The following is a 24,577-nucleotide window of genomic DNA, read 5'->3' on the forward strand; positions in this document are numbered from 1 at the left end:
ACACTTGTTAAAGAAGGCGGCTGGGTTGGTTACGCTGATAAAAACTATTGATTAAATGAAAGTTAAATTCCGGCAGAAGAAAAGGCCAGCGATGCAAAGAAAAAGCCGGAAGCATTGAAAGATGAGTAAAAATTTAATTATGCAATGGGTCAAACCCATGGTGAAATAAGGTGTCTACAGTGGCGTTGGACGCAAAAAGGGTGTGCAGTAGCTGACGGGCGAAAGATGTTGTGCAAGAGTAAATTCCACCCGCCTTGAAGAAGCATCTAACCAGACCTGCCCGACGCGAGACTATTCAGCAAGAATAGATTGAAGAAGTTTGTGTGTCTAAGCTGATCCAGTGGCTTTTTAGTCAGTATCATGATGCGTTACCTCCAGCGGGTGGACGTTTAAGCAGCCTTGGTTTGAGGAGGACGTCATCGTGAGGGATGTGCTTTGAACCGAGAAATTGTAACAGTGAGAAGTAAAGAAGCCAGCTCGAATGGGGTGCGACCATTCAGGCTGGCTCTTGCTATATGTTGATGTGATTCATTGGGAATGTATAGTTTAAAAGCTTTGATATGAGAGTCGTCTGTGCCACTAAAGGAATTTGTCGATATATTCCTTCATCATCTAATACAGTATTGAATTCTAAAGAAGTAGCTATTATTTTAGCGGTACCTGTGACTATAGAATCTTTATCTTTGTGGTAGTCAAACTTACAAGTGCGCCAAATACCGTCTCTGCCTATTCCCAAATATATAGTTGAGCCCTTTTCTGGTTTCATATTGAAATGTGAAAGAAGTTTGATGAGAAATTGGTTATATTTTCCGATAACGATATAGGATTTGTTTAAGATACTCTCCCGGGGCCATTAACATAATAAAAACGTATATCAGTAACATTATTAAAAACTAATATTGTACATATTCAAAAAACAATCATATAATTTCCTGAGAATGAATTATATGGATAGATAGTTAGAATAAGGGGGAGAAACATGAACAGGAAAGTTTCAACTGCACTCTTTTTGGTCCTATCGTTGGCCTTCGGATTAGTGGGGTGTTCCAGTCAAGCGGGAGGGTCAAAACCTCTCGAGGATGCCAGGACTCAATTCAAATCAGAAATTAAGTTTTATGGTTCTACAACCTTAGCACCAGTCCTATCGCAATTATCGACTAACTTTAATGAGCACTATGGGACCTGGGATAAAGTTGATAGCCAATTTGCTAAAAAGGATATCGCAATCTATGTATCTGGCGCCGGTTCCAGTGCAGGTGTTAAATCAATCATTGATGGCGTTAGTGATTTTGGTATGGCTTCCAGAAAGGTATCCGATGAAGAAAAAGCAAAAATTGAAGGGTATCAGGAATTCAAACTAGGTATGGATGCCTTAACCATTTCAGTAAACCCTAAGAATAATCTCACAAAGCTAAAAGAGTCACTAACGGCAGATGAGATAAAGAAAATATTCGCTGGAGAATTTAAGACTTGGAATGAGGTTGACCCTTTTTTACCAAAAACAGAAATTGTTGTTGTGACTCGTGATATTGGGGGTGGAGCTCATGAGGTTTTCCAAAAAGCGATTATGGGAGACGCCAAGGTTCGTGCCGATGTGATTCAAGCACCTTCTATGGGAGCGTTGGTTACAAAAGTTATTGAGAATGAAAATGCTATAGGCTATGCTTCCTATGGTATGGTTAATCAGAATAAAGGGAAACTTGCTCCCTTTAAAGTTGATGGGATAGAGTCAACGTCAGAAAATATTTTGAATGGTACCTACAAAGTTTCACGACCTCTGATTGTACTTAAAAAGGGAGAGCTTTTACCTCAAGAAAAAGCGTTCATGGACTATGCCCTTTCCGACGAGGGGATGGACATTATCGAAAAATTAGGCTTTGTTCCTAATAGATAGTACCAGATAAGGAAAACAAAAAATTCAGGGGCACTCAGCCTCTGAATTTTTTGCACTAGTATATCCAATGAGTGTCTTTTCAGATGAGGTGTTTTTTTATGGAGCAGATCTTTGAAAAACTATTTGGCATTTTAAGCATAATTTTTACGATAATCTCAATAGTCTTGCTATTTCTAGTGATTTTTTTTATTACCAAAGAAAGCGTGCTGATTTTTCAAGAAGTTAAATTCTTTGATTTTATTACTGGCTTAACCTGGAACCCATTAGCCGGCGAGCCAACGGTAGGAATTCTGCCTATGATTTTAGCCACCTTTTATGTCTCAATGGTTGCAGTGTTAATCTCTCTACCGATAGGAATTGGCTGTGCCCTAGAGTTAGCTGCGCTTGAAAATGAAAGGCTAAAAGGCTTTTTTACATCAATATTGGCGGTGTTAGCGGGAATACCTTCCGTTATTTATGGATTTATTGGTCTTCTGGTTGTGGTGAAATTTCTTGAGAGAACGTTTAGGCTGGCTGCTGGTGAATCTATCCTTAGCGGTGGAATTGTCCTAGCAGTAATGGTTTTACCGTACATCGTTTCATCTGTGGCAGAAACAACGGAAAAATCCTATGAGAAGTATAAGGAAACGTCTCTGGCCTTGGGTGTTTCTAAAAGTTATATGTTAAGAGCTCTAATTTTGCCCAACGCCAAAGGTGCAATTCTAACCTCCATGATCTTGGCCTTTTCCAGGGCGATGGGTGAAACCATGGCAGTGATGATGGTCATGGGAAATTCACCGATTCTTCCGAAATTGCTAGGGAAAGGTGAGACCATTCCGGCGCTCATCGCTTTGGAAATAGGAACTGCGGGTCTTGGAAGTTTACATTACCACGCGCTTTTTTCGTCGGGTTTTGTATTGATGATGTTCTTGATTTTCCTGAACGCTCTTTTCTATCTAATCAAGAAGAATTTGACTGAGCATCTCGAATGAGGTAGAGAGGAACAGAGGTGATAATAAAATATGACCAATTTTCCACTGAGGTGTTGGACTGTCTTAAGCACCGTTCTCTCCATAGGCCTTCTATTTTTTTTGCTGAGTTTCGTTTTCATAAAAGCCCAGGGAGTTATAAGTCTGAATTTCATTCTAGCAAAACCTGCAGGTTTTCCGGTGGGTTCAGCAGGAGGCATCTGGCCAGCAGTTGCAGGCAGCCTGCTTGTTACCTTGATTGCCAGCCTCTTTGCCACGATCCTTGCCTTTTTTACAGCAGTTTATATGGTTTTTCACTGTAGAGATGATAGGATTAAGCTAGTCGTTAACCTAATCATCCAATGTATTGCAGGTATTCCTTCTATAGTATTGGGACTTTTCGGTTATGCCTTTTTAGTTATTAAGCTAGAGCTTGGATTATCGATCCTTGCCTCCGGCCTAACTCTGGCTATTATGATTTTTCCCTATATTCAAATCAGGCTGCAAAAACTATTTCTAGAAACCAACAAACAGCTCCTGGAAGCGTCAGCTTCTTTAGGCATCAATCGATCCTATACCATCATTAACCTGCTATTACCAATGTATAGAAAACAGATCCTTTCAATCATCACCCTGGCCTCAGGTTTTGCCATGGGAGCTGCTGCCCCGGTTATGCTCACAGGATGCATGATGAATGCACCCGTGCCAGAGTCCCTTGCCTCGCCCTTTATGTCCTTGCCCTATCACCTCTATGTTTTAATAGGGCAAGGAATCTCCTTAGAAAACGCTTATGGTACAGCTTTCGTTTTAATGATTTTAGTTTTGCTCCTTAATTTATTAGCAGCAGTGCCTACCCTACTGGGAATGAGAGGAAAGCGATGAAACATCATCTAATACTCAAGGATTTAAGTTTCGCTATCGGGGATACGGAAATACTTAAAAAGGTTAATCTGACCATTCCTCACAATAAAATCTTAGCGGTTATCGGGCCATCCGGTTGTGGAAAAACCACTTTGCTTAGGACTCTAAATCGACTCAGTGACGAAGAAAAGCAAGCAAGAGTATCGGGTGAGATCCTCTTTAAGGGGAAGTCTATTCATCAGATACCTTTAGCAAAGTTAAGGAAGGACATCGGCCTGGTTTTTCAACAACCAACACCTTTTCCCATGTCGATTTATAATAATCTAGCCTATGCTTTGAAATATCATGGTGTAAGAGGTAAGGGCAACTTAGATACAATTATCGAAGCTAAATTAAGATTGTGCGGACTTTATGAGGAAGTAAAAGATCAGTTAACGATGTCTGCTTTAAAGCTTTCAGGTGGACAACAACAAAGACTCAGCATCGCTCGCTCATTATGTGTAGAACCTGAGGTTTTATTGATGGATGAACCTTGTTCATCCCTTGATATCCATAATACTAAAATAATTGAGGATCTGATCGTGAAGCTCTCCCAGCATTATACCATCGTCATTGTTACTCATAATTTACAGCAAGCGAGAAGAATTGCAGACTGTACTGCCTTTTTTCTAGGAGGTAAGCTCATCGAAATGAATAATACTGAGGGATTTTTCACAAATCCTCAAGAAGAAGAAACAAAACAATATCTGCAAGGATTATTTGGATAGGGTTTCTTCTCCGTTGTTGCATGGATTAATCACGCGGCCCGAGAAAAGCCCTCAATTCTGTAGAGGATGTGAAGAAACGGGTTAAGATTGGGAATGCGACCATCGATTCACTTCGGAAATTTGGCTGCTTTAAGGAATTCCGGAAAGTAATGAGATGAGTTTTTTTGATGTGATTTAGTGAGTGATTAAAAAAGAGAAACAATGGGCCGCCGTTCACTGGTATGCTCCGTTTCTAGAACAGATTGTTATTATTTATATTCGGAACGAAGTTGAAGAGGATATCAATAGAATGTATAGGTTGAGTTGTGTTATAATATGGTAATAACATCAATCTTTGCAGATGAGGGGTGTTTATGTTGAGCTTAACTGAACCTCAAGTCATTACAATAGCCGAATATAACAAACTCAGGGAAAATTCCGAGAATAGATTGGAATACATTGATGGGATTGTGTATATGACTCCATCTCCTTCGACGAAACATCAAAGGATTTCCAGTAGATTACATGCAAAGTTATTCAATTTCCTTGAAGGCAAAGAATGCGAAGTGTTTCCTGCACCCTTTGACATTGAGCTTAGGACAGCTGATGATGACCAAGGGGATCAGTCTGAAAAAACCAAGGTTGTCATTCCAGATTTATCAGTTATCTGTGATAAAACGAAACTTGCCGAAAATAAGTATGTTGGTTCACCTGAACTTATCATTGAAATTTTATCTCCTTCAAATCAAGCTCATGATCTCGTTAAAAAACTCAATTTATATATGCAATACGGGGTTAAAGAATATTGGATTGTTAATCCTCTTTTGAATACTGTACAAATCTATGTTTTAAATGAGGAAGGGCAGTATCACCAGGTAGAGGTCTTGAAGGAAATAGGGATAGCCCATTCCGAGGTTTTGAAGGGATTTAGTATAAATCTTGAAGACTTACTTAAATGAGTGCACTAAAACGGCAATTTCACCATCCATTCACGTATTTAAAAGCAATTGCGAAGGGATCCTATATTAATTTTCCCTATAGTGGATTGAGAAACTATGGGAAGGAATATTATGGAGAGAACGCCTGCAAGCTCAAACAAATAAAAAATATGACCCCAGGAATGTCTTCAATTTCCCACAGGCCATAAAAAATGAATAAGTATCTTGCTAAAGTCCGATTTTATAGTCGGATTTTTTTCTTTTCTGTAATCGCCAAAGCGGGCCTGGAGTATTTCAAGAGCATTTTGGTGAGCGTTAGACACTGCGCTTTTCCATATTTTGCTCATCTTTGAGTTGGATTTCGATGTTTATACGCATATTCTGCTCAGTAAGGGCTTGGATGTCCATAGAAATTTGTTTGTCTTTGGGATGCTCTCTTTCTTTAGTGGTTTCCAAAAGTGTCACATCCGCAATTCGCTCTAGGCCATTTAGATGAAGAATATCATTCAAAAAGGGAATTAGAAGTTGTCTGTCTCGAAAAAGTCGTTTGAAAATGAGATCACTTTTGGGGTCCAAACGATGCTTCCACGGGCTCAAAAGATTTAATGGTGGGCATACCCTATCCCCCTTTGAGTAAAGAATAGCATGATTATACTCATATTATTCCTTAATTAATTCGGAATAGTCAATCTTAGAGATTGAACTGGTAATATTTAACTGACTATGCTACGATATATTAAATTGGATACTTTATGGAAAGGCGGTATGCAAAATAGCTGCTTTTAATAGAATTGAAAAAATTTTTCGAGAATTAAATTCATATAGACCACTTAAAGTAGGTGAACTATTAAGATTAAGCGAGGAGTTTTTGATTAATTTTACATATAATTCTAATGCTATAGAGGGCAATACCCTTACTTTGCAGGAAACTGCCTTAATCATCAAAGAGGGAATAACCATAGATAAGAAGCCACTTAAAGACCATTTAGAGGCAGTAGGTCATAAGGACGCCTATCTCTATGTTGAGGATTTGGTAAAGCAAAAAGTATCGCTGTCCGAAAAGGTCATCAAAGACATTCACAGTCTGGTTCTGATGGATAATCGTGAAGATAGAGGAGTATACAGACGTGTGCCTGTAACTATTATGGGGGCTGTTCATACACCGCCTCAGCCATATCTTTTGCCTGCTAGAATGGAACAACTTATTCTAAAATACCAGGAAATTCCCTTATCTCATGTGGTTGAACGTGTATCTCAATTTCATATGGAATTTGAAGCCGTACATCCATTTATTGATGGTAACGGCAGAACTGGACGTTTGCTTTTAAACCTGGAGTTGATGAAGGAGGGTTATCCTCCCATTAACATTAAATTTAGTGATCGTAAACGATACTATGAATGCTTCACAAGTTATCATACAAACGGTGAAGATCCATCAGAGATGGTTTCTCTAGTTGGGGAATATCTTGAGGAAGAGCTATTAAAGTATGTAGAGATTGTCAGAAATGCTAATGAAATCTCAAAACGCCAATAGCGGGGAAAACTAATCTTTAATCATAAAGAGGTCTTGGAAGACCCTGTGCCTGGCACCAACTCAACCATCATGACTGGCGGCACAATGGGGAATGAAAATGCCAAGGATGCATGGGAGTGAGTAAAGATGAATAAGATTGAGGATCTTCTTAAAGCAACAAAACGCATCCTGATCAAACCCAAGTCCCCGAAGAGGACCGCGAAGTCCAATTTGGAATAGGCATTTTATATGGGGTTTGTCACCCTCGTGAAACTAGTTTTAGGTGGGGATGCCTAGCGCCAATTGTTGCCATGATGACAGGAGAAGCAACTAGAGCAGAGTCTGGTTCAAGCTCAGTTTTTAATGAGTATTGATAAGTAACTCATGGAGTTTAAACCTTTTCTTTTGAACCAATCTTTCGTTTCATTGATGTATTGTGGATCGTGTTCAATTGTTTTGGCAAAGGACTGAATCAGCTTAACTGACAACTCTAAACTAAGTCCTTGGTGGAATCCGGCAATACCGATAAGAAGCATTTTGATTAACGCGTAATGAAACACGAGCTTTATATATTCGTCGAAAATGTCTCCGTCACACAGTGGAAAAAGATTATTGTAGACGTAATTCACCAGATAATTCTCGAAAATATATTCGTGCATAAAGGCAAAGGGAGCGTAGTGATTTTCAAAGGCTAGACGATAGTTTTCAGCCAGAATATCTAAGCTTATGTCAGGCGAATGGTTTATGCCATGCAAAAATTCAATGAAACATTCAGCGTAGCGTTGGTTGGTTATTCCCTGTACAAGCTTTATGAGAGCGCTTTGCATCAACAGTTTAAACTGAACTGCTGGGGATGTGGGGCTTTTCGCGAGAAACGCTCTTAAAGACTCTTTCTTTAATAATTGGGCAAAGGAGGCAATGAGCTCAGGTATAGTATCAACCTTTTTTTCGCTACATACTTTTGCAAGCTTTTGAAAAAATAATCCTAGAATAATAAGCCGTTCCTCGAGCTTATAATCCCTGTTCTTTAATATATGAAGTGTAAAATTTCGTAAATCCTGAAAATACTTATTCGGTGTATCAGTGAAGGCTGAATCATTGGTATTAATTGAAATCGAAATATTGTTGCGCACATCTAGAGGTTCTTGTACTGAAATAAAGTCAATTCCTTTGGAGTTTAACAGTGCTACGCGTACAGCCTCGGGGCAAGACATGACAACGGATTTTTGTAGGATACCGTTGATAACATTAGTAACCCGAGGAAAAGCAAAACAAATCTTGGGTAAGTATTTTTCGCCTTGTTTTAACTGTATTAGACAAAGTTTTTTTTCACTTAAAAAAGGGCAAGTTGAATCATTGTTTAGTATCACATGGGCGAAGGTTTCTTCACTTTGTTCTGTTTGGTTGAGTACGACCTTATTATCGATTATTTCTTTCAATGCTGAGTCATGGATCTTGCTGTATTTTTCGAAGGTTTTGCTGTCCACAGTGATACTGCTCCAACCAAAGCAGCAGCTATCCTCGCAGGCGGAACCTATGCAATTGAAAGACTTTAGGTAGAGAGGCATTTGTATCTCTCTCGTCATTTTAGCCATGTGTTTTTCCTCATATCTATTTAGAATGTTAATCTTAATAAGGAAATTACGATGAAAAAATAATATAGCTTTCTGTAAAATACTATGGTAATAAAGATATAACCATGGAGTTTTTTTTGATGGGGTTTCGTTGTGAACAATTATTATAATTTTACACCCAAATATGGGTCTTTTTCCCTGTTGCTTTCAAAACTTAAATATAAAAATATTAAGTATTAGACCTTGATAAAATTTATGGAGAAAAGAATCAGCAGGACTCAATACTTGGTTGAAAATCCTGAGAATAGTAGAATCGTCACGGTCACTTTAGCGGATGGGACACCATTAGATATGAACAGAAACTATCTAGTGGCAGCCCCGTCGTTCACTGTGAACGGAACCGTGAGCCTGCCCAGCGGCGTGGCAAACCGGATGCCTTAGCCGACCGCTATGACACCTCCCTCGCCATCGCGCAATATTTCCTCCCCAGCTTAAAGCTTCGGTTCTCCTTCAAGGGATCAGGCTGTCTGTATCGCTACCGGAAATAATTACCCAGAGGCTTTAGCCGGTAGTGTCTATGTCGCAAAACACAAGGCTCCGATTATTCTCGAGGACGACAGTCTGTCTGAACAGGTCATCCATTACCTTGAAGCCTGAGAGTTAAGTGAAGCCGCTATTTTCGGAGGAGAGAGCGTAGTGGGGAATGACATCGAACAGCAGCTCAGGAGGCTGGCTGGGCAATAAGCCATAAGAATTGATATCTTGCCGCCATGGTCCACTCTAATGAGTGAAAAGAAAGTGAAAAACAAGCCACCGTTACAGTAAACGGTGGCTTGTAATAGTTGAGGCTATTAAATGGCAAATTAGAACTTAATTATTTTAGGTTCACCTGTAAAGGTAGCTATCGTTGCTGCTGCATCCTGCAAATACAATACCTGGGTGTTTGGATCTGTAGCAGAGTACCGAGACTGAAGCGAAGGATAGCTTTTGAGCATACTCTCCTTTGCTTCAACACGGTCATCCTCTACTGCAACGGCCTGGATACGAATCCATTCTTGGCCATTAAAAGCGCAAATTTCGATTTTGGGATTTGCTGTCATTTGCTTTGAAACGTCCTTTACCTTACCAGTCTGAATATAAAGCTTGCCCTCAAAAATGTTGGCAGTTCCAAAGGGACGAACTCGTGGCTGATCTCCATCGACGGTTGCTAAGTAATAAGTCTGGCACTTCTTTAAGAAATCTAAAACTTCTTGCATTAAAGAAATCTCCTTTCAAGTTTATACAATAAATTTACAATAAAAGTCTTGAAATAACAAGTACGATTATTTATGATACATAGTATCTAAATAAATACTGTCGGGAGGAGATTAGGGAAATTGGAGAAAGATTTATTTGGGATATGCCCATATACAACAGCACAGAGGGTTCTTTCTGGTAAATGGTCAATAATTATTCTCTACCATCTCGGGAAAAAGACTATGCGCTTTGGAGAATTGCAGCGGCAGTTGCCTGATTTAACCCAGTCAACCCTGACGAAACAGTTACGCGCTTTGGAGGAGAACGGATTGATTGAAAGAAAGATTTATCCCCAAGTCCCGCCAAAGGTCGAATACTCTTTGAGTGATATAGGGATAAAGTTTAAAAAAGTGTTAGCAGAATTGGCAATCTGGGGAAACGAATACATTGAAACTTTGAAGGATAAGAATTGTTGAATTGAAGAGCTGTCTTCATGCCGCACTGATGCAGCTTTGCGAAGAGCAGGGATGAAACTGCTTGCTTCTCTCGACAGTGGCGGTAATCCAAATTCGTCAATGGTGATGAATTTGACCTCCGCCCAGGTGTTCGTTCTTCTTGGGATCCCGGAAGAGGAGCGGTTTCTACTCACACAAGAGGGATATCTGGTAACTCACTGTGTGGATATTAAGTCAGCAAAAACGACACTTTATGAGAATAACTTTGACTTAGCAATTCTTGATCTATCCCTTCCAGACGGAAGTGGCTATGATCTTTGCCGATTAATCAAGGCTAAGGAAGATATCCCAGTCATATTTTAACGGCAATCGATGACGAGGTTAATGTGGTTATGGGTCTCGATATGGGCGCTGATGACTATATTACAAAGCCATTTCGAATAAGAGAGCTGCTCTTGCGTCTTAAATCTGTTACTCGCAGGTATGACAAGACAGCATGATACAAAGGGGGCAGCTAAGGTGTTGCGAAATAAAGAAATCAAGCTATATATGACACTTTTGACTGTAGTAGTAATAGTAGGTTTTGTTGCCTGCTATTTTTTTAATCCCGTCTCAGGGATCATCGCCTTGTTAGCGCTGCTTTTAATGGCTGCAGTATCCTTCCTGTTTACGAGATGGAAATATCAGCAAATAGAAAAGCTAGCCGACTATCTCAAGCGAATTGCAGATGGCGAATACTCCCTGGATATTAGAGATAACGATGAAGGCGAGCTTAGCATCCTTAAAAGTGAACTATATAAAGTAACCGTAACCCTCTCTGAGCAAGCCGACCTCTTGAAAAATAAAACTCCCATCACCTCAATGTCTGTTATGACTGACCTGATCAGTGATGAAAACCTGCCCCCGGTCTGGGCTCGGCGGTCTCAGAGCTGGTTGGTTGGCAGACAAAGTAGGAGAAAGGCTCCTCAAAATGGGACAATCTAAGCACGAAGTGTCCCACTTTAGATAATGTCAAAAAAATCAGCAAAATCAGATTATTAGGTAAATATAGTTAGTGGTACTGTCCTATTTGAGATAATTAGGTTTTGAAATGAATGCGGACTGCCAGTTTCTTTGCTGGTTAGACTGTGGCATACTTCTTGCATAATTAAAGGACAGGTTGACATTTTCCCTAGTATGTTTTTGTGTGGAAGGAATAATTTCATCGCGTGACTCTGAACAGGCTATTAAGAGGGGGTAATTTCGCGAATATATTCCAAATATTCAATATACTCCAAATGTAGGGATCTTAAACGTTGTTTAAGTTTACCTCTATGAGTTTTGAAAGAAAAACATTCCAGGGACTCGAGTTAGCTAAAATAGAAATGAAGGCAGGTGCAGGAGAAAATGTCATAAAGTTATCGGTTTACTGACCTAAAGGATACGATAACAAGGAATAAATATATCTTAAGGGAGGAAACAATTATGGGCAATTTTAATAATTTGATGTCACCACTCAAAATTGGACCGGTCGAGCTAAAGAATCGATACGTCGTAGCCCCCATGAATGAAACATTTGCCGGCGTGAGGGGAGAGGCGACTGCTCAGTATATAGCATATTTTGCCGCAAGAGCGAAAGGCGGCTTTGGATTGTTAACTACAGGGGCTATTATGGGCACTAAATTAGCTTCCAAATTCGTTTGGGGAAGAAATCCTTACATGTTTAGTCCTTTGCATATTCAGGGTATGAGCTTGTTTAATGAAACCTGTCACCATTTCGGCGCACAAACGGCGGCACAGATGACGATAGGTTTCGGTCGGCAGGGACATTCAGATAACCATCACGAGCTGGTACCGGCAGCAACCGGAGGACTTCCTTATGAGATTGCCATAGAAAAAGGCGCTCACCCTCTGGTTGCTCCTAGCATGAAGACTAATGACTTAGCTCGTGAATTCTTATATGGACAGAATACCTTTGAAATGAGCATTGATTTAATTCACAGCGAACAAAAAGAATTTGCTCAAAGCTGTCAATTAGCAATAAAGTCAGGCTTTGATGTTATCGATATTCATGCTCCCCACGGCTACCTGGAACATCAGTTTTTATCTCCACTTTCCAATAAGCGCACTGACATGTACGGCGGTTCCTGGCGAAACCGCAAGCGTTTTCTGATCGAAATTGCCGAACAGGTACGTTATGCAGCAGGTAAAGATGTGGCAGTTGGTTGTCGCATTTCTGCAGAAGAGCACTGTGAAGGCGGCCTGACACGGGAGGAAATGATTGATGTAGCTCAAGATCTGCAGGCCTTGGGCTGTGACTATATCAGCCTTTCCGATGGGGGAGGGTATGAAGAATCCGGGCACTTGATTCCCGACCCGGAACGGTGGGCTCATCAACCCGATTGCGCAGCTGAATTTAAAAAAGCTCTAAAAATACCGGCGATTTTAGTTGGGGCCCATGATCCTGTTTTGGCTGAAAGTATTGTGGCTGAGGGTAAAGCGGACCTTATCGCCTTAGGCAGACAGTCCTTCTGTGATCCGGAATTACCGAATAAAGTTGCGGCGGGCAAAATCGAAGACATTATAAAATGTAAGAGGTGTAATATTTGCCTTGCTCGCGCTAATGGGGATATGGGCGGCCCTCGTTGTCCGTTTAATCCAATGTTGGGCAGAGAATTTGAGTTCCCTGAGTACCATATGGGACCTCGAAGACCGGATGAGCCGCTTTTCCCACGCGGTGCAATGAGTATGCCCTCCCTGAATCATGCTTGGTGGAGGAGTGAAATTCCGTACACTGAAAAGTTCTGGATTCCTTTCCGCGGTCCAGGTTCCAGATAGTGAACTCGTTCAACTAAAGATTAATGGTAAAGCCTTGGCTGCCAAAGGTGGAATTTTAATAATATAGGTGAAGAAGTTTCATTTGAAAAAGCAGTACTGGTTAAGGATTAGGAGGGGTTTGAGTATGTCCGAGTTTCAAACGGATGATTATTTCAAAATCGACCCAGAAATGCACCTTATAGGAGAGATGGAGACATTTAATCATTTTCCGGGGGTCCAGATGTGGTGGCGTGCCATAGGAAATATAACCAGACCGTTGCTCCTAGGAAGTTCTCCGACTTTCTTTGAAGGGGTGGAGCCTCACGAAATGCACGCCCAACAAGACCCGGAGTATATTATTGAATACATGAATAAATATGGAATCGACATTGCCTGCCTGCTTCCCGAATCCATGATGGATACGACAGGATACACCAGTAGGTGGTGCACTAACGGGGAAATGGCGAAAGCGGTTGATACCCACCCGGACAGGTTTATGTACCAGCCTAACATTTCACCGATAAAACATAAAGGTTTAAAGGAGAGTATCTGGGAACTGGAATACTGGGTTAAGGAAAGGGGCGCAAAGATATTCAAATATTACCCTCCGGAAGACACCTATATTAATGATCCGGTCCTCTGGCCCTTTTACCAAAAGGCAGAGGAACTCGGCATAGTGCTGGATATTCACACGGGCTTTAGTTGGGTTCCCCCGGGTAAAAGTAAGTATGCCTTGCCGATACTGTTGGACGACGTGGCCAGGGACTTTCCGGAACTGAAAATCGTGGCCTTTCATATGGGATACCCGTATTGTGACGATCTCAACATGGTTGCCATGGGACACCCTAACATATACCCGTGCCTAAGTCTTTTGTTGCCGTGGGCATTATCTGCTCCATATAAGTTTGCTAAAATTCTGGGTGAGGCTCTGCGTTGGGTGGGGCCGGATCGGATTATCTGGGGAACGGACTACGCAGGCTTCGGCACACAGCTCAAAGCTGCTGTCCAGGGTATGAGGGATTTTCAGATACCTGCTGATTTGCGGGAACAATATGGTTACCCGGAAATTACCTCGGAGGACCGGGGGAAGATATTCGGACAAAACTTGGCCACACTTTTAGGCATCGATCACACGGTCAGAAGAGTACCTAGCAAGTAATTGCCTTAGCTGAGGAATTGGAACTGTTCAGTGCGGTTGCATTAGTTATCAACAAATTGTAATCCAAATGAGACTCGTACTAAATCGGCCTGTCTCATTTGGATTAAACTCGTTAGAAAACATATTACAGTCTATACTGTGTTTCAGCAACAGTGAAAACCGCAACTCTGCGGAAGAGCACATAGAAGAGACTGACACGGGAAGAAAAGAGCGTTGTAACAAAAGACTTGCAAGCCTCGCAATAGGCTACATAAGCCTATCCGATGGTGCGTAAAATATAAAAGGAGAGGTATCTATGCAAGGTGAGAACAAAGCTGAGAGTGAAATTTCCCGACGCTATTTTTGCATGGGCAGCGTGATAGTTGCTGCGGGGATTGCCTCCGGGGGGATGTTGGCTGGTTGTGGAAAGGTAGCGACTGCTCCACAACCAAAGTCTCCCGAGATTAAAATCAAAACAGTTGATGTACACAGCCATATTATTCCTCCGGAGTATACGGAAGCTGTGCGAAAAGCCGGTGTCGCTAATGAGGACGGCTTTCCTGCACCAGAATGGAATTTAGAAGAACATCTAAATTTTATGGATCAAGCAGAAATTGAACTTTCAATCTTGTCCCTTTCTTCTCCTCACCAGAATTTTGGCAATAATGAGGAATCACGTGTTTTAAGTAGACGTATTAATGAGACAACAGCAGCAATTAAACAAAAATATCCTAAACGATTTGGCTTTAATGCTGTGCTCCCGTTGCCCGATGTTGAAGGATCTTTGGAGGAAATCACTCATGCCTTTGATGTTTTAAAAGCTGATGGCATCAAATTATCCAGCAATAGTAGAGGTGTTTATTTGGGCGATCCATTGTTCGAACCTATTTTTGCTGAATTGAATAAAAGGAACGCTGTTGTAAATATCCACCCCTGCAAGCCTTCGGCAGTTCCTGCCAATGTTTTTACCAGTGGACTGCTGCCCCTGTTTGAATTTATTGCAGATACAACCAGAGCGGTCATTAATTTAATAACCAGCGGCACTATTACACGTTATCCGAATGTCAAAATCGTTGTGCCTCACTGTGGGTCCTTTTTACCTGGTTTGGTTGAGCGGCTAGCTGGAATTACTGAAATACTTACAGCACAAGGGGTGGGCAAACCGGTTAATGTAATGGACAGTGTTAAGATGCTTTATTTTGATATAGCCGGTACTCCCTTGCCCCGTAATTTTGATACATTGCTGACCATGGTAGATCCTTCTAAAGTAATGTATGGTTCGGATTACCCATTTACACCTGCCCCGGCGATCATTGCTAATAAGAAGGCCATAATGGCTTATGAACCAATCGACAAATACAAAGCAATGATTTTTAGAGAAAACGCCTTACAGCTTTTTAAACGGTTATAACGGGAGATTGGTATAGAAAATCTGATGTATCAATGGTCGACTATTGTCTTCACCTATTTACATGACAGACAGTTCTATGCATCATAAAGAAACATGGAACATTAAGTATCCCTAGGAATTTAACGTTGAAGATATCTCTATGCAATTACCCGCCTACGGGGTATAGTTACAATATCATGAATTATTCATTTTAGTGAGGTGGGTCATGCGCATAGAACAGCTTCAACAAATTATTCAAACTGACAACAAGAAATCTATTTCCGAAGCTGCAAAAAGTCTTTCGATTAGTCAGCCACAGCTTAGTAACTCTCTTAAAAATCTGGAAGCTAAATTGGGCTATAAGATTTTTCGGCGTAATAAAGTCGGACTAATGCCAACCTGCCAGGGAAATGAAGTTCTGAAGCTAGCACGTGAATTAATCACGAATCTTGAAGCAATGAAAATGATTGCCAGTGATGAAGCCGATCTGGTTGGAAATTTGAGTTTATCCCTGGAATCTGCATTTTTTAATGCCTTTGCCTCTAAGTTGCTGATTGGTTTTTATCAGAACTACCCTAATGTTAAGCTAGTGATAACGGAAGCTTCAGATCATGACGTCATTGAGAAAGTGGCAACGAGGACTTGTTTATTGGGGGTGACGGGCTGGCGTAATGATCAGAATAAGGTGATGCAGCAGATTATGGATGGAAGGAATATTGCCTATGAAGAAGTAATTAAGGACGAGTTTGCCGTGATCGTTGGAAATCGACATCCTTTGACCACAAAAAAGATAGTTAGATTATCGGATTTAGAAGGAGTAACAATTATTGATTATTTAGGTATAACAGAGAAATTTTTAAGAATTTCGGGTTTTCGACCTAAAGAAAATCAATCCATTAAGGTGTATGACCGTGAGGTTTTAAAATATATGATATCTGTAAATCGAGGTATTGCTATTGCCCCCAGATTTTTCTCTCTTAATGATCTGTATTTTGAACGAGGATTACTGAACTTTCGAGAGATTGAAGATTTAACGGGTAAAATCAAAGTGACAATGTTCATTATATATTCGAAGTCAGAAGCTTTATCTTTCTTAGATAAACAACTAATAGAGATGATTAAAGAATCAGTAATTTCTGATCACAGATCAACTGTTACTGGGGAGATGTGATTTATGCGCCTAGAACAATTAAATCAAATTTTGAAAATTAAAGAGCATGAATCGTTTTCCAAAGCAGCCAATGATATCTTTATTAGTCAACCATCGCTAAGTATTTCAGTTAATAATCTTGAAGAAGAGCTTCATCTTAAAATATTTGAACGTAGCAATACAGGAGTTGTACCCACTGAGCAAGGGAAAGAAGTCTTAAGACTCGCTAAAGCTGTACTGGATTTAAGTGAAAAGATTACAGGGATAATGAATGGGAAAATTCAAAATCTCCAGATGGGTATTCCGGCTGCCTTCGCAAATGCAATAGTTCCGGATCTTCTAAGACAATTTCGAGAACTTTATCCCGATGTAAGTTTGCATATTCTAGAGACGCCTTATTATGAAATTTTGGATTTGATGGATAAGGGTACCTGTTCAATTGGAGTTATAGGTTGTGTAGGAGTAGATCATGAACGAGATTTACACATACATCTCCAAGAAAAAAAATTAGCAAGTGAAATTGTTCCGCAAAAAGCATCCTTAAAACTTTTTATAAGCTGTAAGAATCCTTTGGCCTCTAGAGAATCGATTAGTATATCAGAGATTAATAATTTAAGAATTATTTCCTATAAAGATAACTATGAGGGAGTTTTTAGATACTTAAAGCTTAACAAAAAAAACCCCATTATTGTTGAAGATATTGAATTGCTGAGTAAACTTATTAGTGAAGACTTTGGCTGTTCTATTAACATTGATATTTTAGCTGTAAATAATTTATATATAGAAAGTGGATTAATAAAAGTAATTCCTATAAAAGAGTTATCAACCGAGCCGTCTAATATATATATTCTTTATTCTAATCATGAATCCTTAACATCCATTGAAAAGGAATTGTTATCCATAGTTGTAGAGTTGATTAGAAACAAATTATAAACGATACCCGAGAGAAGAGGGAATAAATGAATAAGGTTATTTTATATATTCACGAAAACAATAAGTCGTGAATATATTTTTTTTCATATTATGTATGACAAAATATATATTATGCAAATCAACTTTAATAATTTAACATCGAAATTAATAATGGCCTAGATAAGATTTGCGCATATCGAAGAATACTTATAAATGGAGGTGAACTTTAAAAGCAGTTTATGTGATTATTTTCATATACTACAAACTAATCTTGGGCATGGTTCTTGCTTTGATGTTTACGTTCGAGCGATTGTTGTACTCGTCTTCGTCAAGCGTACGGGAGGAATACCCTTGGAAGAAATCGAGTAATTATTTGGTTTAGGTGCTTATTAAGTACTCATCTCTATATTAGGTAGGGTAAGACACTTTTATGTAGGAGCTAATAAATTTCACTAAAATTATGGGGATGTTATTCAGGAGGGTGAGTATGTCATTGCAACAATTAAACTCTAAGAGTTTTGAAGAAAAGATCTATGATAGGACTGAAAAGTGTCTAGTCGTTTTTTCTAGGAAGAACGGTCATGTGTGCAAACAAGTTGTACCAATTCTAGAAGAATTGCAGCCTAACTATGAAGGTGAATTTGGATTTTACTATGTGGATGTAGAAGAGGACAAGTCGTTGTATCAATCATTTTCACTCAAAGGAGTGCCCCAGATCCTCTTTTTCAATGAGGGGGAATATCAAGGGAAGCTTGTAGGTGAAGTTGAGGATGTGGATAACCTAAAATCATGAATAAATGATTCTTCAGAACTGGGAACCGGTTCTCCGGGTCGCGTTCCCTAACTGGAAATTATGCTAACCGGTGGATTTAATACTATTATACGAGGAGTAATGAAATGGAAAATATGATCAAACACGAACAAATTCCTCACATTATCAACAGACAGAATGCACTGGAAAAAGCGTTTCTTGCCAAGCTTGAAGCCGGAAATTATACTATTCAGAATCCACTAGTCATTCTAGACCCCTACGAAGTGGCACCCTTGACCGCTATGATTTTGTTTAACACTCCAGTAGCCAGCGAAGCCACGATCGTTGTTAAAGGGAAAGAACATCCAGGAGATATTCGTCATACTTTCCCTAGCACGGAAAAACATATCCTTCCGATATACGGTCTATATGCAGACTATGAGAACACCGTAGAAATAATTATGTCCAATTCTGAAAGAAATAGCGTGACTATTAAAACCGAACCGTTACTACCGGAGGTTCCTGTTGCAACTTCAATTAGAACGACTTCAGAATATATGGGAAATAACATGATGTTCCTTACAGCATCATTTAGGAGTCTGCCGGCAGGGTATGATTATGCTGGGGATATCCGATGGTTTTCACCTAAAAATTTTGCATTTGATTTAAAACGCATGCCAAATGGCCATATCTTGATCGGGACTGAACGTTTAGTAAAGATGCCATATTTCGCCACTGGTTTATACGAAATGGCCTTTAGCGGCAAAATCTTTAAAGAATATACTTTACCCAGCGGTTATCATCACGACCAGATGGTCATGGATGACGGCAATATCTTAGTTCTAACTCAAGATTTTTACTCCGGTACGGTGGAAGATGTATGCGTTTTAATGGATTCCAAGTCCGGGGAGATCCTCAAAAAGTGGGACTTTAAGACGGTTCTTCCTCAAAATGTTGCCGGTTCAGGCAGCCAGGATACCCATGATTGGTTTCACAACAATGCTGTCTGGTACGATAAAAAAACCAACAGCCTCACCCTTTCAGGTCGTCATCAGGATGCGGTAATCAACCTGAATTTTGAGACAGGTGAATTGAATTGGGTTATCGGGGATCCGGAAGGCTGGCCTCAGGATATGGTTGAAAAATATTTCTTTACACCGGTGGGGAACGGGGAGTTCGATTGGCAGTATGAACAGCATGGCTGCGTGGTTTTGCCTGATGGGGATATTATGTTGTTTGATAACGGCCATTTTCGTTCCAAAAATAAAGAAAAATATTCGCTGAACAAAGATAACTTCTCTCGTGGGGTCAGATACAGGATTGATACCGAAAAAATGACCATAGAGCAAGTTTGGCAGTACGGCAAAGAACGTGGCGCAGAATTTTTTTCTCCCTATATTTGTAACGTTGAATACTACAACGAAGGTCATTATATGGTTCATTCCGGCGGCATCGGCTACGAAAACGGCGAAGCCTGCGAAGGTATGGCTGTCATGAAAGCAATGCAACCAAAATTTAAGGATAACGACTACACCTTCAACTCAATTACCTGTGAATTGCAGAATGACCAGCTGGTTTATGAACTTCAAGTTCCAGCCAATTGCTATCGTGCTGAGAAACTCCCAATCTATTATGCCAATGAAATAGCGGAATTGGGTGATGGACTAAAGCTTGGTCAACTGATCCAGACCCAAACAACCAAAATGAAGGTTAAAGCAGTTGAAAGCGGGGACCTTGTGCCGGATCATTATGAAGCTAAAATTATTGAGGAGGAAGATCGTTTTAACTTCAATGCAATTTTTGAGAGCGGAGAAATGGCCCAGTTACTCTTGGAAGATGAAACGGGTGAAATCCTCAGATATCCAATAAATACCGTAGCTCAGAATTTTCAAGCGATGTGCGTGGGTACCTTCCAAAAAGCAGACCTTAGAAATGTAGATACCTTTATTAACAAAACTGGCTTGTTAGGGAAGTATGAAGTTAAGCTGGTTGCTGAAGAGAAAATTTATAAAACCGGAGTTACCATCAAGGCTTGAGAATATCAAGATCGAACTCATTGCAATAGAACAAAACAATCTATTCTAGTTCCAAATTAAAAAGTAAAGAAGTTGATATATAACACTAATTTACAAGGAGTGTAGTGGATGGAAACTGGAGTTAGAATAAAAAATAATTATTTTGATGGGCTCAAGGTTTCAAAAATGCATTTGTTTATATTTGTACTCGTATCTATCTCATATTTTTTTGAACAGTTTGATAGCATTAACTTTTCATTCATTGCTCCATCCTTTATGGCCTCGATGAAAGTTGGCCCAATTGTATTGGCACAAATCAATTCGGCATATTTTTTTGGTATGGCTTTTGGCGGTTTGATTGGTGGGATTATTTCAGATATTATCGGGCGACGCAAATCAATCATATTAAGTGTAACAATATTTTCCTTAGGTTCTATTTTAAATGGGTTAGTACATTCCGTACCTCTTTTCATCTTAGCCAGAGGAATTACTGGATTTGGAGTTTTTATGATGTTAATTGTATCGATCGCCTATATGGCAGAGATGTCACCTAAGGAGAGTAGGGGAAAATGGGAAGGATTAATCTCAGCTTTAGGCTTTCTGTCTATACCCATTGTAGGCATTGTATGTCGGGCGATTATTCCTATACATCCTGAAGCATGGCGTTACATTTTCTATTTAGGGGGTATTGGTCTAGTTGCGGCTGTACTAAGCCTTAAGTTCTTGAAGGAGTCCCCACGCTGGCTTGTGAGCAAAGGTCGAGTTGCTGAAGCAGAACAAATTGTTTATGAAGTTTCTGGAGTGAATGTGGATTTAAGTGATTCCATTTCAACTAAATCGGAAAAAATGAAAATGAAACATGTCGCAAAAGAAATGTTTAGCCCATTATACCTTAAAAGAACGTTGATCTTATTAGTTACTGTCTGCCTTACAACGATCTGTGCGCAACTTCTTAGTCAATGGCAACCCACTTTGTTAAATTTATATGGTTTTAGCGTGAAGGAGTCTCTGACTCTGGGGATCATATTTTCGTTTGGAGCGACTTTGGGACAGCTTTCTGCGGCTTTCTTCTCGGATAAAGGCGGTAGAAAAGTACCTATTGTATCTTTTTCGATTTTGTCTGCTTTCTTTACACTTGCCTTTTTATTGGTGGGAAAAAACTTTGCTTTATTAGCCATTATAGGACTCCTAATTACTATAACTCAAACGGGTAGAAGTTTTATCATTCATCCTTATGTTGCAGAGTCTTATCCTACTAAATTAAGAAATACAGCAGTCGGGCTTATTAACTTTGTCGCTCGATTCTCAATTATGGCTATACAACCACTTATCCCAATAATATACGCAGGATATGGAATTCCCGGAGTTTATGGAATACTTACAGCATTTAGTGTTATACTCGCTATCGTGGTAGGGGTGTTTGGTTGGCGTTCTGCGCTAAGGTCACTTGAAGATATTAATGAAAAAGCTATTTAAAAATTAATGAGTGCTTTTCATGGGTCAACCCTCTGCTTACTCTGCAGGAGTTACAATTTATTATCCGAAAAAATGTTCTAACGGCTATACTACAGTCCTTTGACCAGGCGGCTCAACGTCTTCCGAATAAGAAATACGTTCAGCACCGGGGGGGGCGGCGGACATTTATTCGGAGTGACTAGATGAAAGATGTCGTGAGGGAATATTCCCCCCTATTGGGGCAAGGAAATGGGAATACCTATCAAAATGATTTATCGGGACTATAGATACATTTATGAGGTAAATTGAACTAACTTTCACTAAATTGTAGAGGAGTGTTCAAATGTCTACATTAATTAGAAAGAAAAACAACTATTTTGATGGTCTACCCGTCAGTAAAAAGCAGATGTTTCTCTTTGTCCTCATTGTGTTTTCTTATTTTTTCGAGCAAATGGATAACAATAATTTTGCATTTATAGCCCCGGCACTAATTAAAAGCGGTTTTCTTATACCATCGCAAGTCGCTACAATTACTGGCATCTACTTCCTGGGTATGACCCTTGGAGGATTACTGGGAGGATTTATTTCCGACCTTATAGGTCGCCGCAAGACCTTCCTGACAGCCATGTTCATCTTCTCTTCAATGTCTATTCTTAACGGAACCACCTCCGACTTTGGAGTCTTTCTTATCGCCAGAGCAGCAACCGGCTTCGGCATCTTCATGATGATGGTCACTTCAATTGCTTACATCGCGGAAATTTCTCCCGGAGAAAGCCGGGGCAAATGGCAGAGCCTAACCGCTGCAGGGGGATTCTGTGCGATGCCGATTATTGGCATGATTTCCAGAGCGATCATTCCGAGCGGTCCGGAAGCTTGGCGGATCATCTTCTACATAGGAGGTTTGGGCTTTATCACCTTCTTCCTGGGACTCATATACCTGAAAGAATCCCCTCGCTGGTTGGTTTCTAAAGGTAGAGTCGCTGATGCGGAAAAGGTTGTGAAAGAACTCAGCGGCATGGATGTGGATCTGAGCGATGTTGCTAAAACTACTCCTCCGAAACTCAGCACCAGTGAACAATTGGTGGGAATGTTCTCCGGCAAGTACCTCAAGCGCACCTCGACCTTGCTGGCTATTGGCATTCCGGCAACGATTGCCTCCTTTGCCCTGGTTACTTGGATTCCGACCTTGGCAAGTATGAGAGGGTTTACTCTGGAACAGAGTATCAACATTGGTGTTGCCTTTATGTTTGGAGGCCCTTTTGGATTGTTGATTTCCTCTTCATTCTCTGATAAAGGTGGGCGCAAGATTCCGTTAACTATCACAATTTTGTTGACAGGGATCTTAGCCTTGGGCTATGCCTTCGTGGGCAATAACTATGTCCTCACGTTGATTATCGCCTTCTTATTAAATGCGGCTTCAATGTCCTACGGATTTATCGCCATGGCTTATGCTCCGGAGCATTATCCAACTAAAATGCGCAATACCTCAGTCGGCATTATTAATGCTATCCAGCGCTTGGCCGTTGCCTTTTCGCAGCCGCTTATCCCTCTTATAGCGGCAGGGTACGGAGCTAGCGGCGTCTTCATCGGAGTCTTTGCGTTATTCATTCTCGCAGCAGCAGTCGTCTTCTTCTTAGGTCAGCGCACTGGAGGGGTACCCCTAGAACAAATTGAGTAAGCGTATACCTTGCCTTAGCCATGGAAACCTGAAGTCAATTATTCCGGATATATCCAGACCAGCGGACCGAATCTCATGAAGGATTTCAAAAAATATGCTGAGACTTTCGGGGTTGAATTTATAAGAGATGAAGTCGTCGGGGTAAGTTTTTCTGAAGTAGTAAAAGATGATAAGAAGCAGTGGGCGATGATATAACAGTCAATTTATTACGCCAAGGTCTGGAAATGGCTCGGAGTTTGGATCAGCGTTCTTAAATCAGGATAAAGGCCGACTGATACTAATGAGTTGAAAGAGGGTATTATATGTCGTCAAATAAGATCATAAATTCTCTTATGGAAGTTCTCCCCTTACTGAAGGAACTACTCCAAGAAGATATTGCCTTCGGAGTCACGGATAGAAAGAAGTTTATCGGATTTTTCCAGGCGGATAAATTCAAATTGAATATAATCGGGGATGATATCCCTGCCGGTGCTCCGATGATGGAGGTTATGAAGACAGGCAAAAGGCACTCTGGTATTAGAACCAAAACAGAAAGTGATCCTGCTGTTAAAACCGGTGTTTATCCTCTGCGTGAAAAGGGCGAAATTATCGGTACAGTCATCTATGCTAAGAGTCTTGAAAATAAGCATAAGATTGAATCAGCGTCAGAGGCGATCTTTATTTCACTGCAGCAAACCAATATAAGTGTTGAAGAGATTGCTTTAGGTTCGCAAAAACTGGCGTCTACAATTAACAGTGTCTTAAGTTTTACTAAGACAGCTGATCAGCAAATCCAAGATACTAATTCAATTCTCTCTTCAATCCAAAACATTGCTTCCCAATCAAATCTATTAGCTCTCAATGCAGCCATAGAAGCTGCCCGGGCTGGAGCAGCAGGTCGAGGCTTTTCGGTTGTCGCTGATGAAATGCGAAAGCTCTCTCAGATCAGTCATGAATCCTCTAAGGAAGTCTCTAAGATTCTATTGGAAATTCGGAAGTCCATGGAAGAAATTGCTAAAGAAATCAATAGCACGAGACTAATTGCGGATGCACAGGCTGCAGCAACAGAAGAAATCACAGCGACACTGGAAGAAATTACAGCAGCTTCTGAAGTATTAACAAATTTGTCTAAGCTGGATTAAGGTTATC

Annotated in this window: 24 protein-coding genes and 2 pseudogenes; 23 read left to right on the forward strand and 3 right to left on the reverse strand. The window is 40.3% G+C overall.

Annotated elements, in window-relative coordinates:
• Positions 1–979: 979 nt before the first annotated feature.
• The 6 genes and pseudogenes from LJE72_RS20075 (at position 980) to LJE72_RS20100 (ending at position 5,606) form a co-directional block, all read left to right on the forward strand.
• Complete coding sequence (locus tag LJE72_RS20075; protein WP_229249772.1) at positions 980–1,894, forward strand: phosphate ABC transporter substrate-binding protein; 915 nt, start codon at positions 980–982, stop codon at positions 1,892–1,894.
• Between the two features lie 98 nt (positions 1,895–1,992).
• Positions 1,993–2,865 (forward strand): phosphate ABC transporter permease subunit PstC, encoded by an 873-nt coding sequence (gene pstC / locus LJE72_RS20080; protein WP_229249773.1) that lies wholly within the window; start codon positions 1,993–1,995, stop codon positions 2,863–2,865.
• Between the two features lie 30 nt (positions 2,866–2,895).
• Entirely contained in the window at positions 2,896–3,723 is an 828-nt protein-coding gene (locus LJE72_RS20085; protein ID WP_248286483.1) for a PstA family ABC transporter permease, read from the forward strand.
• Positions 3,720–4,469, forward strand: a complete 750-nt coding sequence (locus LJE72_RS20090; RefSeq protein WP_229249775.1) for a phosphate ABC transporter ATP-binding protein — start codon at positions 3,720–3,722, stop codon at positions 4,467–4,469. Before LJE72_RS20085 ends, LJE72_RS20090 begins: the two co-directional genes overlap by 4 nt.
• 356 nt (positions 4,470–4,825) lie before the next feature.
• Positions 4,826–5,407 carry a Uma2 family endonuclease gene (locus LJE72_RS20095; protein WP_229249816.1) on the forward strand — a complete coding sequence of 194 codons (582 nt, stop codon included), beginning with the start codon at positions 4,826–4,828 and terminating at the stop codon, positions 5,405–5,407.
• Positions 5,404–5,606, forward strand: a pseudogene (locus tag LJE72_RS20100) (BBE domain-containing protein). The gene LJE72_RS20095 and the pseudogene LJE72_RS20100 overlap by 4 nt, the downstream one beginning before the upstream one ends.
• Positions 5,607–5,701: 95 nt before the next feature.
• On the opposite strand, the gene LJE72_RS20105 reads toward LJE72_RS20100, so the two are convergent.
• Positions 5,702–5,962: an Rpn family recombination-promoting nuclease/putative transposase gene (locus tag LJE72_RS20105; protein ID WP_229249777.1), complete on the reverse strand. Its 261-nt coding sequence runs from the start codon at positions 5,960–5,962 to the stop codon at positions 5,702–5,704.
• A gap of 292 nt (positions 5,963–6,254) precedes the next feature.
• Between LJE72_RS20105 and LJE72_RS20110 the strand changes: the two genes are divergently transcribed.
• A complete protein-coding gene (locus LJE72_RS20110; RefSeq protein ID WP_396391562.1) occupies positions 6,255–6,920 on the forward strand; it encodes a Fic family protein in 666 nt (221 codons plus the stop codon).
• A 332-nt stretch (positions 6,921–7,252) separates the two neighbouring features.
• On the opposite strand, the gene fliB is transcribed toward LJE72_RS20110, so the two are convergent.
• Entirely contained in the window at positions 7,253–8,494 is a 1,242-nt protein-coding gene (gene fliB, locus LJE72_RS20115) for a flagellin lysine-N-methylase (RefSeq protein ID WP_229249778.1), read from the reverse strand.
• A 234-nt stretch (positions 8,495–8,728) separates the two neighbouring features.
• Between fliB and LJE72_RS20120 the strand changes: the two genes are divergently transcribed.
• Both LJE72_RS20120 and LJE72_RS26820 read left to right on the forward strand, forming a co-directional pair.
• Positions 8,729–8,914, forward strand: coding sequence for a 5'-nucleotidase C-terminal domain-containing protein (locus LJE72_RS20120; RefSeq protein ID WP_229249779.1), 186 nt, complete (start codon positions 8,729–8,731; stop codon positions 8,912–8,914).
• Positions 8,915–9,004: 90 nt separating this feature from the next.
• Positions 9,005–9,130, forward strand: coding sequence for a cell wall-binding repeat-containing protein (locus LJE72_RS26820; RefSeq protein ID WP_396391581.1), 126 nt, complete (start codon positions 9,005–9,007; stop codon positions 9,128–9,130).
• Positions 9,131–9,336: 206 nt separating this feature from the next.
• Here LJE72_RS26820 and LJE72_RS20125 read toward each other — a convergent pair whose 3' ends face one another.
• Positions 9,337–9,729, reverse strand: a complete 393-nt coding sequence (locus LJE72_RS20125; RefSeq protein WP_229249780.1) for a pyridoxamine 5'-phosphate oxidase family protein — start codon at positions 9,727–9,729, stop codon at positions 9,337–9,339.
• A gap of 120 nt (positions 9,730–9,849) precedes the next feature.
• On the opposite strand from LJE72_RS20125, the gene LJE72_RS20130 reads away from it, so the two are divergent.
• The 14 genes and pseudogenes from LJE72_RS20130 (at position 9,850) to LJE72_RS26350 (ending at position 24,570) form a co-directional block, all read left to right on the forward strand.
• Positions 9,850–10,185, forward strand: coding sequence for a winged helix-turn-helix transcriptional regulator (locus LJE72_RS20130; protein WP_229249781.1), 336 nt, complete (start codon positions 9,850–9,852; stop codon positions 10,183–10,185).
• Positions 10,186–10,236: 51 nt separating this feature from the next.
• Positions 10,237–10,527 (forward strand): response regulator, encoded by a 291-nt coding sequence (locus LJE72_RS20135; RefSeq protein ID WP_396391566.1) that lies wholly within the window; start codon positions 10,237–10,239, stop codon positions 10,525–10,527.
• Between the two features lie 156 nt (positions 10,528–10,683).
• Complete coding sequence (locus LJE72_RS20140; protein ID WP_229249782.1) at positions 10,684–11,148, forward strand: hypothetical protein; 465 nt, start codon at positions 10,684–10,686, stop codon at positions 11,146–11,148.
• Positions 11,149–11,628: 480 nt separating this feature from the next.
• Positions 11,629–12,981 carry an NADH:flavin oxidoreductase gene (locus LJE72_RS20145; protein WP_229249783.1) on the forward strand — a complete coding sequence of 451 codons (1,353 nt, stop codon included), beginning with the start codon at positions 11,629–11,631 and terminating at the stop codon, positions 12,979–12,981.
• Between the two features lie 124 nt (positions 12,982–13,105).
• Entirely contained in the window at positions 13,106–14,119 is a 1,014-nt protein-coding gene (locus tag LJE72_RS20150) for an amidohydrolase family protein (RefSeq protein ID WP_229249784.1), read from the forward strand.
• 295 nt (positions 14,120–14,414) lie between these two features.
• Positions 14,415–15,509, forward strand: coding sequence for an amidohydrolase family protein (locus LJE72_RS20155; RefSeq protein ID WP_229249785.1), 1,095 nt, complete (start codon positions 14,415–14,417; stop codon positions 15,507–15,509).
• Positions 15,510–15,714: 205 nt separating this feature from the next.
• A complete protein-coding gene (locus LJE72_RS20160) occupies positions 15,715–16,659 on the forward strand; it encodes a LysR family transcriptional regulator (protein WP_229249786.1) in 945 nt (314 codons plus the stop codon).
• Between the two features lie 3 nt (positions 16,660–16,662).
• On the forward strand, positions 16,663–17,571 hold the full coding sequence (locus LJE72_RS20165) for a LysR family transcriptional regulator (protein WP_229249787.1): 909 nt from the start codon (positions 16,663–16,665) through the stop codon (positions 17,569–17,571).
• 466 nt (positions 17,572–18,037) lie between these two features.
• The gene (locus tag LJE72_RS20170; protein ID WP_229249788.1) at positions 18,038–18,343 is read left to right on the forward strand and encodes a thioredoxin family protein; all 306 of its coding nucleotides are present in this window, start codon (positions 18,038–18,040) and stop codon (positions 18,341–18,343) included.
• Positions 18,344–18,447: 104 nt separating this feature from the next.
• Positions 18,448–20,337 carry an aryl-sulfate sulfotransferase gene (locus LJE72_RS20175; protein WP_229249789.1) on the forward strand — a complete coding sequence of 630 codons (1,890 nt, stop codon included), beginning with the start codon at positions 18,448–18,450 and terminating at the stop codon, positions 20,335–20,337.
• 108 nt (positions 20,338–20,445) lie between these two features.
• On the forward strand, positions 20,446–21,792 hold the full coding sequence (locus tag LJE72_RS20180; protein ID WP_229249790.1) for an MFS transporter: 1,347 nt from the start codon (positions 20,446–20,448) through the stop codon (positions 21,790–21,792).
• A 322-nt stretch (positions 21,793–22,114) separates the two neighbouring features.
• Positions 22,115–23,449, forward strand: a complete 1,335-nt coding sequence (locus LJE72_RS20185; protein ID WP_229249791.1) for an MFS transporter — start codon at positions 22,115–22,117, stop codon at positions 23,447–23,449.
• Between the two features lie 33 nt (positions 23,450–23,482).
• Positions 23,483–23,614, forward strand: a pseudogene (locus LJE72_RS26825) (pyridine nucleotide-disulfide oxidoreductase); the annotation flags it as partial.
• 137 nt (positions 23,615–23,751) lie between these two features.
• Positions 23,752–24,570 carry a methyl-accepting chemotaxis protein gene (locus LJE72_RS26350; protein ID WP_282437933.1) on the forward strand — a complete coding sequence of 273 codons (819 nt, stop codon included), beginning with the start codon at positions 23,752–23,754 and terminating at the stop codon, positions 24,568–24,570.
• Positions 24,571–24,577 lie beyond the last annotated feature (7 nt).

Origin of the sequence: Desulfosporosinus shakirovi, assembly GCF_020595055.1 — a bacterium.
In the GTDB taxonomy this organism is placed as follows: domain Bacteria; phylum Bacillota; class Desulfitobacteriia; order Desulfitobacteriales; family Desulfitobacteriaceae; genus Desulfosporosinus; species Desulfosporosinus shakirovi.

Excerpts from the sequence above, each read along its gene's own strand:
- LJE72_RS20160 (WP_229249786.1), top strand. The coding sequence starts at position 15,715 with ATGCGCATAGAACAGCTTCAACAAATTATTCAAACTGACAACAAGAAA.
- pstC (WP_229249773.1), top strand. The coding sequence starts at position 1,993 with ATGGAGCAGATCTTTGAAAAACTATTTGGCATTTTAAGCATAATTTTT.
- LJE72_RS20075 (WP_229249772.1), top strand. The coding sequence starts at position 980 with ATGAACAGGAAAGTTTCAACTGCACTCTTTTTGGTCCTATCGTTGGCC.
- LJE72_RS20120 (WP_229249779.1), top strand. The coding sequence starts at position 8,729 with ATGGAGAAAAGAATCAGCAGGACTCAATACTTGGTTGAAAATCCTGAG.
- LJE72_RS20085 (WP_248286483.1), top strand. The coding sequence starts at position 2,896 with ATGACCAATTTTCCACTGAGGTGTTGGACTGTCTTAAGCACCGTTCTC.
- LJE72_RS20150 (WP_229249784.1), top strand. The coding sequence starts at position 13,106 with ATGTCCGAGTTTCAAACGGATGATTATTTCAAAATCGACCCAGAAATG.
- LJE72_RS20170 (WP_229249788.1), top strand. The coding sequence starts at position 18,038 with ATGTCATTGCAACAATTAAACTCTAAGAGTTTTGAAGAAAAGATCTAT.
- fliB (WP_229249778.1), bottom strand. The coding sequence starts at position 8,494 with ATGGCTAAAATGACGAGAGAGATACAAATGCCTCTCTACCTAAAGTCT.
- LJE72_RS20175 (WP_229249789.1), top strand. The coding sequence starts at position 18,448 with ATGGAAAATATGATCAAACACGAACAAATTCCTCACATTATCAACAGA.
- LJE72_RS20165 (WP_229249787.1), top strand. The coding sequence starts at position 16,663 with ATGCGCCTAGAACAATTAAATCAAATTTTGAAAATTAAAGAGCATGAA.
- LJE72_RS26350 (WP_282437933.1), top strand. The coding sequence starts at position 23,752 with ATGTCGTCAAATAAGATCATAAATTCTCTTATGGAAGTTCTCCCCTTA.
- LJE72_RS20090 (WP_229249775.1), top strand. The coding sequence starts at position 3,720 with ATGAAACATCATCTAATACTCAAGGATTTAAGTTTCGCTATCGGGGAT.
- LJE72_RS20185 (WP_229249791.1), top strand. The coding sequence starts at position 22,115 with ATGTCTACATTAATTAGAAAGAAAAACAACTATTTTGATGGTCTACCC.
- LJE72_RS20180 (WP_229249790.1), top strand. The coding sequence starts at position 20,446 with ATGGAAACTGGAGTTAGAATAAAAAATAATTATTTTGATGGGCTCAAG.
- LJE72_RS20125 (WP_229249780.1), bottom strand. The coding sequence starts at position 9,729 with ATGCAAGAAGTTTTAGATTTCTTAAAGAAGTGCCAGACTTATTACTTA.
- LJE72_RS20145 (WP_229249783.1), top strand. The coding sequence starts at position 11,629 with ATGGGCAATTTTAATAATTTGATGTCACCACTCAAAATTGGACCGGTC.
- LJE72_RS20155 (WP_229249785.1), top strand. The coding sequence starts at position 14,415 with ATGCAAGGTGAGAACAAAGCTGAGAGTGAAATTTCCCGACGCTATTTT.
- LJE72_RS20135 (WP_396391566.1), top strand. The coding sequence starts at position 10,237 with ATGAAACTGCTTGCTTCTCTCGACAGTGGCGGTAATCCAAATTCGTCA.